At 67.4% G+C, this 12,609-nt stretch carries 11 protein-coding genes; 6 read left to right on the top strand and 5 right to left on the bottom strand.

The genetic code is table 11. The annotated features are described in order from the left end of the window. Window positions 1-78: 78 nt before the first annotated feature. On the top strand, window positions 79-777 hold the full coding sequence (locus CRM90_RS12380) for a cutinase family protein (RefSeq protein WP_199189884.1): 699 nt from the start codon (window positions 79-81) through the stop codon (window positions 775-777). Here the strand turns inward: CRM90_RS12380 and CRM90_RS12375 are convergent. Continuing rightward, window positions 764-1,564, bottom strand: coding sequence for a crotonase/enoyl-CoA hydratase family protein (locus tag CRM90_RS12375; RefSeq protein WP_102807258.1), 801 nt, complete (start codon window positions 1,562-1,564; stop codon window positions 764-766). The genes CRM90_RS12380 and CRM90_RS12375 overlap by 14 nt on opposite strands. A gap of 68 nt (window positions 1,565-1,632) precedes the next feature. Here CRM90_RS12375 and CRM90_RS12370 point away from each other — a divergent pair, with 68 nt between their 5' ends. Genes CRM90_RS12370 through CRM90_RS12360 form a run of 3 tightly spaced genes read left to right on the top strand, consistent with a single transcriptional unit; the run spans window position 1,633 to window position 5,999 of the window. Continuing rightward, entirely contained in the window at window positions 1,633-3,285 is a 1,653-nt protein-coding gene (locus CRM90_RS12370; protein WP_102807257.1) for an acyl-CoA synthetase, read from the top strand. After that, window positions 3,285-4,415: an NAD(P)H-dependent flavin oxidoreductase gene (locus CRM90_RS12365; RefSeq protein ID WP_102807256.1), complete on the top strand. Its 1,131-nt coding sequence runs from the start codon at window positions 3,285-3,287 to the stop codon at window positions 4,413-4,415. The genes CRM90_RS12370 and CRM90_RS12365 overlap by 1 nt, the downstream gene beginning before the upstream one ends. A gap of 27 nt (window positions 4,416-4,442) precedes the next feature. Beyond that, window positions 4,443-5,999, top strand: coding sequence for an acetolactate synthase large subunit (locus CRM90_RS12360; RefSeq protein WP_102807255.1), 1,557 nt, complete (start codon window positions 4,443-4,445; stop codon window positions 5,997-5,999). On the opposite strand, the gene fadD17 is transcribed toward CRM90_RS12360, so the two are convergent. From fadD17 to CRM90_RS12345, 3 genes are read right to left on the bottom strand one after another with little or no spacing between them, the layout of a single operon-like run. Next, entirely contained in the window at window positions 5,996-7,516 is a 1,521-nt protein-coding gene (gene fadD17, locus CRM90_RS12355; protein ID WP_102807381.1) for a long-chain-fatty-acid--CoA ligase FadD17, read from the bottom strand. The genes CRM90_RS12360 and fadD17 overlap by 4 nt on opposite strands. A gap of 8 nt (window positions 7,517-7,524) precedes the next feature. After that, window positions 7,525-8,622, bottom strand: a complete 1,098-nt coding sequence (locus tag CRM90_RS12350) for an acyl-CoA dehydrogenase family protein (RefSeq protein WP_102807254.1) — start codon at window positions 8,620-8,622, stop codon at window positions 7,525-7,527. 27 nt (window positions 8,623-8,649) lie between these two features. Next, a complete protein-coding gene (locus CRM90_RS12345; RefSeq protein ID WP_102807253.1) occupies window positions 8,650-9,834 on the bottom strand; it encodes an acyl-CoA dehydrogenase in 1,185 nt (394 codons plus the stop codon). A 175-nt stretch (window positions 9,835-10,009) separates the two neighbouring features. Between CRM90_RS12345 and CRM90_RS12340 the strand changes: the two genes are divergently transcribed. Then, on the top strand, window positions 10,010-10,201 hold the full coding sequence (locus tag CRM90_RS12340) for a ferredoxin (RefSeq protein WP_102807380.1): 192 nt from the start codon (window positions 10,010-10,012) through the stop codon (window positions 10,199-10,201). A 13-nt stretch (window positions 10,202-10,214) separates the two neighbouring features. Next, complete coding sequence (locus CRM90_RS12335; RefSeq protein ID WP_233209295.1) at window positions 10,215-11,135, top strand: 3-oxoacyl-ACP reductase; 921 nt, start codon at window positions 10,215-10,217, stop codon at window positions 11,133-11,135. Window positions 11,136-11,148: 13 nt separating this feature from the next. Here the strand turns inward: CRM90_RS12335 and CRM90_RS12330 are convergent, their stop codons facing one another. Beyond that, on the bottom strand, window positions 11,149-12,609 hold the full coding sequence (locus CRM90_RS12330; RefSeq protein WP_083118708.1) for an alpha,alpha-trehalose-phosphate synthase (UDP-forming): 1,461 nt from the start codon (window positions 12,607-12,609) through the stop codon (window positions 11,149-11,151).

Raw genomic sequence — 12,609 nt, 5'->3', positions numbered from 1 at the left:
CGTGACTAGTTGTGGGGCGAGATGAGTGTGACCGAATCTGACCAGGCCCATTACCTGCGGCGCTTCTTTGTCGCTGCGATGCTGACCACCGCGACGCTGGTGACGGCGCCGGCGGGCATCCCGGTCGCCTCGGCCGATGAGGGATGTCCCGACGTGGAGGTGGTCTTCGCCCGTGGCACCTTCGAACCGCCCGGCGTCGGCGGCATCGGGCAGGCGTTCGTCGACGAGCTGCGAGCTCAGCCGCAACTGGCGGGTAAGTCGGTCGACGTGTATGCGGTGAATTACCCTGCATCGCTGCAGTTTTCGACCGCAGCCGATGGCGTGATCGACGCGAGTAACCGGGTCCGCGACATGGCGAATCGGTGTCCGGACACCAAGATGGTGCTCGGTGGCTATTCGCAGGGCGCGGCGGTGGCCGGCTATGTCACGGCCGACAAGATCCCGGATGGCTACATCCCGCCCGACGGCATCACCGGGCCCATGGCGCCGGAGATCGCCAAGCACGTCTCGGCCGTCGCGTTGTTCGGCAAGCCGTCCAACGGGTTCTTGAACACCATCGACCGGAGCGCGCCACCGATCACGGTGGGCAGCCTCTACGCCGCCAAGACCATCGACCAGTGTGTCCCCGAAGACCCCATCTGCTCACCGACCGGCGGAAACAATGGCGCCCACCAGGCGTACGCCGTCAACGGAATGACCGCGCAGGCAGCCGGTTTCGCGGCGGACAAGATCGTTGCGGCAATGGCGACGACCCCGAAGGCGACTAGCGCATCTTGAACTGAGGGGCCCGCTTCTCCTTGAACGCCAGCGGACCTTCCTTGGCGTCGTCGGACAGGAACACCGGGATGCCGTTGGCGGTGTCGGGCTTGAACGCGTCGAGTTCGTGCATGCCCTCGGCCTCGCGGATGGTCTTGAGGATCGCCTGTACGGCGAGCGGGCCGTTGTTGTTGATCACCTCGGCGATCTCGAGCGCCTTGTCCAGAGCCGTGCCGTCGGGCACGACGTACCCGATCAGCCCGTAGGACAGCGCCTCCGCGGCGGTGATGTGCCTGCCGGTCAGCAGCAGGTCGCAGGCGATGGTGTACGGGATCTGCCGCGGCAGGCGGACAGCCGAGCCCCCCATCGGATACAGGCTCCACTTGGCCTCGGAGATACCGAACTTCGCGCTCTCACCCGCCACCCGGATGTCGGTGCCCTGCAGGATCTCGGTGCCCCCCGCGATGGCGGGGCCCTCGACGGCCGCGATGAGCGGCTTGGTGAGCCTGCGGCCCTTCAGCAGGCCCTCGATCTTCGTCGGGTCGAAGGCGCCGCTCTTGAACGAGTCACCGGGAGGGGCCTTGGTCGCGCCCTTGAGGTCCATCCCCGCGCAGAAGTAGCCGCCGGCGCCCGTCAGAATGCAGGTGCGGATCTCCGGATCGTTGTCGACGCGGTCCCACGCCTCCACCATGATCGAGAGCATCTCGGTGGAAAGTGCGTTGCGCGCCTCGGGCCGGTTCAGCGTGACGATGAGAGTGTGTCCGCGCTGCTCAATGAGGGCATCGGGGCTTTTTTCGGACTCGCTCACGGGTACCTGCCTTCCAGCGTCACTGCCACAGACTTGTCAGGAAATGTAACACGTTCTAATTTGGGTCCGTGGCCCTGAACATAGCTGATCTAGCCGAGCACGCCATCGACGCCGTGCCAGACCGCGTCGCCTTCATTTGTGGTGACGACAAAATCACCTTCGCCGAGTTGGAGGAGAAGGCGAACCGCTTCGCGCACTACCTCCTCGACCATGGCGTCAAGAAGGACGACAAGGTCGGGTTGTACTGCCGCAACCGCATCGAGATCGTCATCGCGATGCTGGGCACCATCAAGGCGGGCGCAATCCTGGTCAACGTCAACTTCCGCTATGTCGAGGGCGAACTGCGGTACCTGTTCGACAACTCCGACATGGTCGCGTTGGTGCACGAACGCCAGTACGCCGACCGGGTCGCCAACGTGCTGCCCGAGACACCGAACGTCAAGACGATCCTCGTGGTCGAAGACGGCAGCGACAAGGACTTCGCCCGCTACGGCGGCGTGGAGTTCTACGCCGCACTCGCCGAAGCCTCACCCGAGCGGGACTTCGGCGAGCGCAGCGAGGACGACATCTACCTGCTGTACACCGGCGGGACCACCGGCTTCCCCAAGGGCGTGATGTGGCGCCACGAGGACATCTACCGGGTTCTGTTCGGCGGCACCGACTTTGCCACCGGTGAGTTCGTCAAGGACGAATACGATCTGTCCCGGGCGGCCGCGGAGAACCCGCCGATGGTGCGTTACGCGATCCCGCCGATGATCCACGGCGCCACCCAGTCGGCGACCTGGATGTCGATCTTCTCGGGCCAAACCACGGTGCTGTCACCGGAATTCGACGCCGACGAAGTGTGGCGCACCATCCACGAGCACAAGGTGAACCTGCTGTTCTTCACCGGCGACGCCATGGCGCGGCCGCTGCTCGACGCGCTGCAGGCCGCCCTGGACGGTGGCCGCGAATACGACCTGTCGTCGCTGTTCCTGCTGGCCAGCACCGCGGCGCTGTTCTCCACCAGCCTCAAGGAGAAGCTGCTCGAACTGCTGCCCAACCGGGTCATCACCGACTCGATCGGCTCGTCGGAGACCGGCTTCGGTGGCACCAGCATCGTGGCCAAGGGCGAACACCACAACGGTGGTCCGCGGGTCACCATCGACCATCGGACGGTCGTACTCGACGAGGACGGCAACGAGGTCAAGCCCGGATCCGGCGTGCGGGGTGTGATCGCCAAGAAGGGCAACATCCCGGTCGGGTACTACAAGGACGAGAAGAAGACCGCGGAGACTTTCAAGACCTACAACGGCGTGCGCTACGCGATCCCCGGCGATTATGCCGAGGTCGAGGCGGACGGGTCGGTGACGATGCTGGGTCGCGGCTCGGTGTCGATCAACAGCGGTGGCGAGAAGATCTACCCCGAAGAGGTGGAGGCCGCGCTCAAGGGCCATCCGGACGTCTTCGACGCCCTGGTGGTCGGCGTGCCCGATCCGCGCTTCGGCAACCACGTTGCCGCCGTCGTCGCCCCCCGCAAGGGAGCCCGCCCGTCGCTGGCCGATCTGGATGTCTTCGTGCGCAAGGAGATTGCCGGCTACAAGGTGCCGCGCAGCCTCTGGATCGTCGACGAGGTCAAGCGCTCACCCGCCGGCAAGCCCGACTACAAGTGGGCCAAGGACCAGACCGAGCTGCGCCCCGCCGACGAGGTGCACGCCAAGCACGCTGGAGCCGCTAGCTGATGCGTACCGAGCTCTGCGATCGCTTCGGCATCGAGTATCCGATCTTCGTCTTCACCCCGTCGGAGAAGGTGGCCGCCGCGGTCACCCGCGCCGGCGGCATGGGTGTCCTGGGGTGCGTGCGGTTCAACGACCCCGACGACCTCGAAGCCGTGCTGCAGTGGATGGACGCCAACACCGAAGGCAAGCCGTACGGCGTCGACGTGGTGATGCCGGCGAAGGTCCCCACCGAGGGCTCGTCGATCGACATCAACAAGCTGATCCCGCAGACACATCGGGACTTCGTCGCCAAGACGCTCGCCGACCTCGGAGTGCCGCCGCTGCCCGAGGACGAGGCGAAGTCCGAAGGCGTGCTCGGGTGGCTTCACTCGGTGGCCCGCAGCCACGTCGAGGTTGCGCTGCGGCACCCCATCAAGCTCATCGCGAACGCGCTCGGCTCACCGCCCAAGGACGTCATCGACCAGGTGCACGAGGCCGGGGTTCCGGTGGCCGCGCTGGCCGGAAGCGCCAAGCATGCCCAGCGGCACGCGGAGAACGGCGTCGACATCGTGATCGCCCAGGGCCACGAGGCGGGCGGGCACACCGGTGAGATCGCCTCGATGGTGCTCGTGCCGGAGGTCACCGATGGGTTAGCTGGACTGGACCGGCCGGTCGCCGTGCTCGCAGCGGGTGGTATCGGCACTGGCCGCCAGGTGGCTGCCGCGCTCGCGCTTGGTGCACAGGGTGTTTGGATGGGGTCGGCGTTCCTGACCGCCGCCGAGTACGACCTCGGTGTTCGCACCGAGGGCGGAGCATCGGTGATCCAGGAGGCGCTGCTGGCCGCCACCTCGAGTGACACGGTGCGTCGCCGCATCTACACCGGCAAGCCGGCCCGCCTGCTCAAGAGCCGGTGGACCGAGGCGTGGGACGCCGAGGGTGCACCCGAGCCGTTGCCGATGCCGCTGCAGAACATCCTGGTCTCCGAGGCGCATCAGCGAATGAGCGCCTCCGAGGACCCATCCACCGTCGCGATGCCGGTCGGTCAGATCGTGGGCCGGATGAACGAGATCCGCCCGGTCGCCGACATCATCGCCGAACTGGTCACGGGCTTCGAGGCCGCGACGCGGAAACTGGACGCGATCCGCGACAGCTAGCCCGCCGGGCTGACTAAGCTCGGTCGGGTGAACGGCGCACAGGCACTGATCTCGACCCTGGTCGACCACGGTGTGCGGGTGTGCTTCGCCAACCCCGGCACCTCGGAGATGCACTTCGTCGCCGCGCTGGACACCGTGCCGCAGATGCGTGGTGTGCTCACCCTTTTCGAGGGCGTCGCCACCGGGGCCGCCGACGGTTACGCCCGCATCGCGGACGAGCCCGCCGCGGTCCTGCTGCACCTGGGCCCGGGGCTGGGCAACGGCCTGGCCAACCTGCACAACGCACGACGGGCACATGTGCCCGCCGTCGTGGTCGTCGGCGACCACGCCACCTATCACAAGAAATACGACGCGCCGCTGGAGTCAGATATCGACTCGGTGGCTCAGACCGTGTCGGGCTGGGTGCGCCGCACGATGGCCGTCGCCGACGTGGCCGCCGATACCGCAGCCGCGATCGCGTCTGCCCGCGCCCACCGGCACATCGCCACCCTGATCCTGCCCGCGGATGTCTCGTGGGATGAGGGCGCATCCGGTGTGAAAGAGGTTGCGGCACAGCCGGCTGCGGTCCTCCACGATGCCGAACAGGTCGAGTCGGCGCTGCGCTCGGGTGAGCCGACGGTGATCATGGTCGGGGGTGACGCCACCGGGGCCGACGGACTGTCCGCCGCGGTCCGGCTCGCGCAGGCGTGCGGGGCGCAGGTGTTGTGCGAAACCTTCCCGACTCGCCTGGAGCGCGGGGCCGGCCTGCCGGCTGTCGAACGGCTCGCCTACTTCGCCGAAGCGGCGACCGCCCAGCTCGCCGGAGCCCGACATCTGGTGCTGGCCGGTGCGCCACATCCGGTGTCGTTCTTCGCCTATCCCGGCAAGCCGAGTGATCTGGTGCCCGACGGTTGTGCGGTACACACCCTGGCCGGGCCCGTCGGCGCCAGGGCCGCACTGAGCACGCTGGCCGACCGGATCGCACCGGACGAGACCGCCGCCACCGCCGTGGCGTCGCGGCCGTCGTTGCCGAGCGGTCCGCTCAACGTGATGACCTCCGCCGACGTGATCGGTGCGCTGCTGCCCGAACATGCCATCGTCGTCGACGAGTCGAACACATCGGGAGTCCTTCTGGCGCAGGCCACGGCGGGCGCCCCGGCGCATGACTGGCTCACCCTGACCGGTGGCGCGATCGGCTATGCGCTGCCGGTGTCGGTCGGTGCCGCCATCGCCGCGCCGGATCGGCCGGTGCTGTGCCTGGAGTCCGACGGTTCGGCGATGTACACCATCTCGGCCCTCTGGACCCAAGCCCGCGAACAGCTCGACGTCACCACGGTCGTCTACGCCAACCGTGCCTACGACATCCTGCGCATCGAACTGCAGCGGGTGGGAGCAGAGGCAGTGGGGGAGCGGCCGGGCCCGAAAGCCGAGTCACTCCTGGACTTGACCAGTCCCACAATCGATTTCGTTCGCATTTCCAAAGGCATGGGTGTTCCGGCCCGCCGGGTGGGCACCGCCGAGGAGCTTGCCGACGCGCTGCGGTGGGCCTTCGACGAGCCGGGACCGCACCTCATCGAAGCGGTCATGCCGTCGATCACCGGCTAGTGGCGGATTTCGAACACCGGGTCGGCACACTCCAGTGCCTCGGCGGACAGTTTGCGCTTGATGATCTTGAACGTCTCGGTGCGCGGCAACGACGTGCTGACCCGCACGAACGCCGGCCACTGTTTGGGCCCGAGGTCGCTTTGGGCGGTCAGGAACTTCCGGAAGTCGGTCACGTCGAACGTCGCGCCCTCGGGCATGACCAGCGCGGCCATCACCCGGTCACCGACCGCGGGGTCGGGGATGGCATAGACCGCCGCCTCGGTCACGTCGGGATAGCGCATCAGCACCCGCTCGATCGGTGCGGTGCCCAGGTTCTCACCGTCGACCCGCATCCAGTCGCCCAGCCGGCCGGCGAAGTGCACGTAGCCGGCGTCGTCGCGGTAGGCCAGATCGCCGCTGTGGTAGACCCCGCCGGTCATCCGCTCCGACTCGGCGTCCGGGGCGTTGTAGTAGCCGCGGAAGTTACCCGGCCCGGTGAGGTTCACCAGCTCGCCGATGACCCCCGGCGGGCATGGCTCGCCGGTCTCGACGTCGACGATCTCGAGACCGTCGGGTAACGGCCCCAGCGCACCCTCGGGGGTGTCCGGGGTGCGGGCGATGTTGACGCCGCCCTCGGTGGATCCGAAACCGTCGACCACTGTCACGCCGAAACGCTCGGCGAACCGGTCGATGTCGCGCGGCGCGGCTTCGTTGCCGTAGACGACCCGCAGCGGGTTGTCGGCATCGTCCGGGCGAGCCGGAGTGGCCAGGATGTAGGACATCGGCTTGCCCACGTAATTGGCGTAGGTGGCGTTGAACCGGCGCGCATCCGGGATGAACTGGGAGGCGGAGAACTTGCGGCGCAAGGCAATCGACGCCCCTGCCGCCACCGCGACGGCCCAGCCCGCCATCACCGCATTGGAGTGGAACAACGGCATCGACAGGTAGCAGGTGTCAGCGGGTCCGAGGCCGAATCTTTCGGACAGCATCACACCCGGGACGGCCACCTTCTCGTGGGTGCACCGCACCGCCTTCGGGTCGCCGCTGGTGCCCGAGGTGAAGATCAGCATGAACAGGTCGTCGGATGTGCTGGGCGCGAACGAGATCGGAGATCCGCGGAACCGTGCGAGCTCATCGGCCCACTCCGGCGAACCGACGTCGATGACGGCCATACCCGCCGGGGCGAAACCGGCGCCGTAAGTGTCGAGCTCACCATCGGCGAGCACCAGCTGACAGTCGGCGGTCGCGATGTCACGCGCCAGCGCCTCGCCGCGGCGGGTCGGGTTCAGCCCGACCGGAACCAGTCCGGCCATCGCGGCCGCCACCAGCAGCGACGAAAAGAACGGCGTGTTGCCCAGCAGCACGCCGACGTGCGGTGGCTTGGCCGGATCGAGCCGCGCTGTGAGTGCCGCCGCCAGATCGGCGGCATCCTGAATGTGTTGGCGCCAGGTCGAATACGAGCCATCGTCGGCGTGGATGCCGCGATCGTCGACGTCAGCCAGCCGCGCCAGCAGGTCGGTGACGGTCGGCTGGTTCACCGATCCGGTCAAGCCGGCGTGTCGGCCAGCTCACGGCCGATCTGCCGCAGCTGCGCGGTGGCGCCGCCCAGTGCGAACTCGATCTGCTTGGCAGTGAGGAAGTATCGGTGCACCTGGTGGTCGACATCGATCCCGACACCACCGTGGACGTGCACGGTGGTGTGGGCGACGCGGTGTCCCGCCTCGGCAGCCCAGAACGCGGCGGTGGCGACTTCGGGGTCGGCGGGCAGGTCCTCAGACAGCCGCCAGGAGGCCTGCACCAGCGCCAGGCCAAGGCCCTTGATGTCGATGTAGTCGTCGGCAAGCCGGGCGGAGACCGCCTGGAAGCTGCCGATCGGCCGGTCGAACTGCTCGCGGGTGCGGGCGTACTCGGCCGTCAACTCGAGCGCCCGCTCCAGCACGCCGAGCTGGAAGGCGGTGTACCCCAACGTCTTGTGGGTGGACAACCACGCCAGCACCTCGGCGTCACCGACGATCCGGTCGGCGCCGACCTCGACGCCGGCGAGGTCGAGCTCGCCTGCGCTGTTCAGTCCGGTGGTCAGCAGCGGCGTCACGGATACTCCGGCGTCGTCCTTTGCCACCAGGAATATCTTTGTGCCGGAATCGGTTTCAGCGGGAACCAGGAATGCGTCCGCGACCGGACCGAATGGGACCTGGGTGCGGGTGCCGGTCAGGCGGAACGCGCCACCGGAGGCGGCGGCCTGCACCGGGCCCTGACCGAATTCCCCGTCGAGGGCGACGGTCAGGATCTTCTCGCCGGCGACCGCCGGGGCTGCCCACTGCTCGCGCAGCTCCGGTGTGCCGACCCGGCCCAGCGCTCCCGCGCCGAGGACGACCGACTCCAGGTAGGGCACCGCGGCCAGCTGGCGGCCCAGCGCCGCCAGGATCGCCGTCTGCTCCAGGACGCCGAACCCGGCGCCGCCCACCGATTCCGGTGCGGCGGTGGACAGGATGTCCGCGTCGATGAGCTTGCGCCACAGTTCGGTGTCGAAGCGCTGCTCGAGGCCGTCCAGCTCACGCTGGTGCTGAGGAGTGCAGACGGCGTCGACGATGGTGCCGACGAGACCCGAAAGATCCTGTGCCGCTTCTGTTCTGGTGAAGTCCATGTTGGTCCTAAGTCGTCTCGGGTCGGGTCAGCGGTTGACTCGGGGCAGGCCCAGGGCGACCATGCCGATGATGTCGCGCTGGATCTCATTGGTGCCGCCACCGAAGGTGAGGATCAGGGCCGCGCGGTGCATCCGCTCGATCCGGCCGCGGAGGAGGGCGCCGGGCGAATCCTGGCGCAGGGTGGCTGAGGGCCCGAGGATCTCCATCAGCAACCGGTAGGCCTCGGTGGCCAGTTCGGTGCCGAAGACCTTGGCCGCAGAGGCATCGGCAGGGCTCAGCGTCCCGCTCTTGGCGGAGGCCAGTTCCCAGTTGATCAGCTTGAGGTACTCGCCCTTGGCCAGCACGCGCGCGAGGTTGAGCTGCACCCATTCGGAGTCGATCAGGCGATTGCCGTGGGCATCCTTGGTGTTCTGCGCCCACTCCCGAACCTGGTTGAGCGCCAGGAAGATCGGCTGGGCCGACACCAGTGCGACCCGTTCGTGGTTGAGCTGGTTGGTGACCAGCTTCCAGCCGCCGTTCTCCTCGCCCACCCGGCTGCTGACCGGCACGCGGACATCCTGGTAGTAGGTGGCGCTGGTGCCGACGCCGGCCATCGTGTGCACCGGAGTCCAGGAGAAACCGTCGGCGGTGGTCGGCACGATCAGCACCGAGATGCCGCGGTGCTTCTTCGCCTCGGGATTGGTGCGCACCGCCAGCCAGACGTAGTCGGCGTACTGGATCAGGCTGGTCCACATCTTCTGACCGTTGACCACGTAGTCGTCGCCGTCCTGCACCGCGGTGGTGCGCAACGCCGCGAGGTCGGTGCCCGCGCCGGGCTCGGAGTAGCCGATCGCGAAGTGCAGGTCACCAGAGGCGATCTTGGGCAGGTAGAACTTCTTCTGCTCCTCGGTGCCGAACGCCATGATCGTCGGCGCGACGCTGTTGATCGTCAGGAACGGCACCGGCGCGCCGGCGATGGCCGCCTCGTCGGTGAAGATAAGGGAGTCCATCGGGTCGCGGTTCTGCCCGCCGTACTCCTCGGGCCAGTTCAGCGTGAGCCAGCCGTCTTTACCCATCTGGGAAACGGTCTCGCGATAGATGTTGCCGGTGCCGATCTCGCCGCCCGAGGTCGAGGTGAGTGCTTCCAGGCGGTCCGGCGTCATCAGCTTGCCGAAGTACGAGCGCAGCTCGCGGCGCAGCTCCTCTTGTTCGGGGGTGTAACTGATCCGCATCGACTCGATCCTCCGCTGAAAGTTGCAAGCTGTCGACGACCCGCCGACACTCCTGGTTGTAACACGTTCTAGTCTTGTGGTCCAGCGCCCGTTAGGCCGGGATGTGGATCGATCTGGTCGTATCGTGGTGCTGCGAACGCCCGGCCGTCGGGGTCTGTCAGCCAAGGAGGTTGTCATGCGAGTCGAAGTCGACCGTGATCGTTGTGAAGGTAACGCCGTCTGTGTGGGAATCGCGCCGGACCTGTTCGAACTGGACGACGAGGACTACGTGATGGTGACCAAGGATCCGATTCCCGCCGACCAGGAGGCGCTGGCCGAGCAGTCCATCGCCGAATGCCCTCGGGCAGCACTGACCCGCAAAGACTAGAGGTATTAGTAAGTTGACTGCAGAAGTGACCGGCGACGCCACCGATCTGACCGGACGCGTCGCCGTGGTGACCGGTGCCGCCTCGGGCCTCGGGCGCGCCGAGGCCATCGGGCTGGCCCGCTCCGGTGCGACGGTCGTCGTCAATGACATGGCCAAGGCGCTCGATCAATCCGACGTTCTCGATGAGATCAGTGCCGCCGGCTCCAAGGGCGTCGCGGTGGCCGGCGACATCAGCCAGCGCTCGACGGCCGATGAGCTGGTCTCCTGCGCCGACTCGCTCGGTGGGCTGAGCATCGTCGTGAACAACGCCGGCATCACCCGGGACCGCATGCTGTTCAACATGTCCGACGAGGACTGGGACGCGGTCATCGCGGTGCACCTGCGCGGACACTTCCTGCTGACCCGCAACGCCGCGACGTACTGGCGCAATCAGGCCAAGGACAACGGGGGATCGGTCTACGGCCGGATCATCAACACCACGTCGGAAGCCGGGCTGTCGGGACCGATCGGCCAGGCCAACTACGGTGCCGCCAAGGCGGGCATCACCGCACTCACGCTGACGGCGTCCCGCGCACTCGGCCGCTACGGTGTGCGGGCCAACGCTATCGCTCCCCGGGCGCGCACCGCGATGACCGCCGACGTGTTCGGCGAGGCTCCCGATCTGGCCGAGGGTGAGGTCGATCCGTTGTCGCCCGAACATGTGGTGACACTCGTGCGCTTCTTGGCCTCGCCGGCCTCGGACAAGGTCAACGGGCAGGTGTTCGTCGTCTACGGGCCGTCGGTCGCGTTGGTGGCCGCACCGACCACCGAGCATCAGTTCGATGCGGACGGCGCCGCGTGGGATCCGGCGACACTGGGCGCCTCGATGGGCGCCTACTTTGCCGACCGCGATCCGGAGCGGACGTTCGGTGTGATGGGCCTGCTCCGCGACTGATCTGCCTAGGGGGCTACTCGGCCTCACCGGTGACGGGCTTACCGGCGAGTGCATCGAGGAAGGATCGCGCCCAGCGATCGACGTCGTGGGCCAGCACCTGCCGCCGTAGCGCCCGCATCCGCCGCCTGCCCTCCTCGGCGGTCTGGTTGAGCGCGGCTTCGATGGTGTCCTTGACGCCCTCGAGGTCGTGCGGGTTGGTCAGGTAGGCCTGTCGGAGTTCCGCTGCGGCGCCGGTGAATTCACTCAAGACCAGGGCGCCGCCGAGATCACTGCGGCAGGCGACGTACTCCTTGGCGACCAGGTTCATGCCGTCGCGAAGCGGCGTCACCAACATGACGTCGGACGCCACGAAGAACGCGATCAATTCCTCACGCGGTACCGGCCGGTGGATGTAGTGCACGACCGGATGACCGACTTCACCGTATTCACCGTTGATGTGGCCGACCTGCTGCTCGATCTCGTTGCGCAGCACCCGATAACTCTCGACCCGCTCGCGGCTGGGAGTGGCGAGCTGCACCAAGACGGTGTCGTCCCGCTTCGCGCGTCCCTCGGCAAGCAACTCCGAAAACGCCCTGAGCCGAACGTCGATGCCCTTGGTGTAGTCGAGCCGATCCACGCCCAGCAGGATCTTGCGCGGGTTGCCGAGTTCGGCCCGCAGCTCCTTCGCCCGCTTACGAACGTCGCGGTTACGGGCCTTGCTGTCCAACTCGGCGGAATCGATCGAGATGGGAAAGGCGCCGACCTTCACCGTGCGGAAGCCCAACTGCACTTCGCCGAATCGGGACCGTACACCAACCGATGCGCGAGAGGTGTTGGCGCCGACCAGCCTTCGCGACAGAAACAGGAAGTTCTGCGCGCCACCGGGCAGATGGAAACCGACAAGATCGGCGCCCAGCAGACCTTCGATGATCTCGGTGCGCCACGGCATCTGCATGAACAGTTCCACCGGCGGGAACGGAATGTGCAGGAAGAACCCGATGGTCAGATCGGGGCGCAGCGTCCGCAGCATCTTGGGCACCAGTTGAAGCTGGTAGTCCTGAACCCACACCGTGGCACCTTCGGCGGCGGCCCGCGACGTCGCCTCGGCGAAGCGCCGGTTGACCTCGACATAGCGATCCCACCACTCCCGGTGGTAGATCGGCTTGACGATCACATCGTGATAGAGCGGCCACAGGGTGGCGTTGGAGAAACCCTCGTAGTACTCGGCGACGTCCTCGGCGGACAGTCGCACCGGGACGAGCTGCATGTCGTCCTCGACGATGGGTTCCTCGGGACCGTCGACAATGCCCGGCCAGCCGATCCACGCACCGCGCTGGCGACGCAACAATGGCTCCAGCGCGGTGACCAGACCACCCGGGCTGCGCTTCCACGTCACGCTGCCGTCGGGCAGCCGCTCCATGTCGATCGGCAGCCGGTTGGCGACCACCACGAAATCAGAATCTCCGGAGCGGGCGGCGTCCTTGCCCCCGGACAC

Source organism: Mycobacterium sp. ENV421 (assembly GCF_002887815.1).
In the GTDB taxonomy this organism is placed as follows: domain Bacteria; phylum Actinomycetota; class Actinomycetes; order Mycobacteriales; family Mycobacteriaceae; genus Mycobacterium.
The sequence above is the reverse complement of the archived record's forward strand: the minus strand, read 5'-3'. Positions and strand labels throughout refer to the sequence as shown.

Coding starts and splice junctions, on each gene's coding strand:
- CRM90_RS12380 (WP_199189884.1), top strand. CDS start 79: ATGCTGACCACCGCGACGCTGGTGACGGCGCCGGCGGGCATCCCGGTC.
- CRM90_RS12365 (WP_102807256.1), top strand. CDS start 3,285: ATGCGTACCGAGCTCTGCGATCGCTTCGGCATCGAGTATCCGATCTTC.
- CRM90_RS12350 (WP_102807254.1), bottom strand. CDS start 8,622: ATGGACTTCACCAGAACAGAAGCGGCACAGGATCTTTCGGGTCTCGTC.
- CRM90_RS12345 (WP_102807253.1), bottom strand. CDS start 9,834: ATGCGGATCAGTTACACCCCCGAACAAGAGGAGCTGCGCCGCGAGCTG.
- CRM90_RS12340 (WP_102807380.1), top strand. CDS start 10,010: ATGCGAGTCGAAGTCGACCGTGATCGTTGTGAAGGTAACGCCGTCTGT.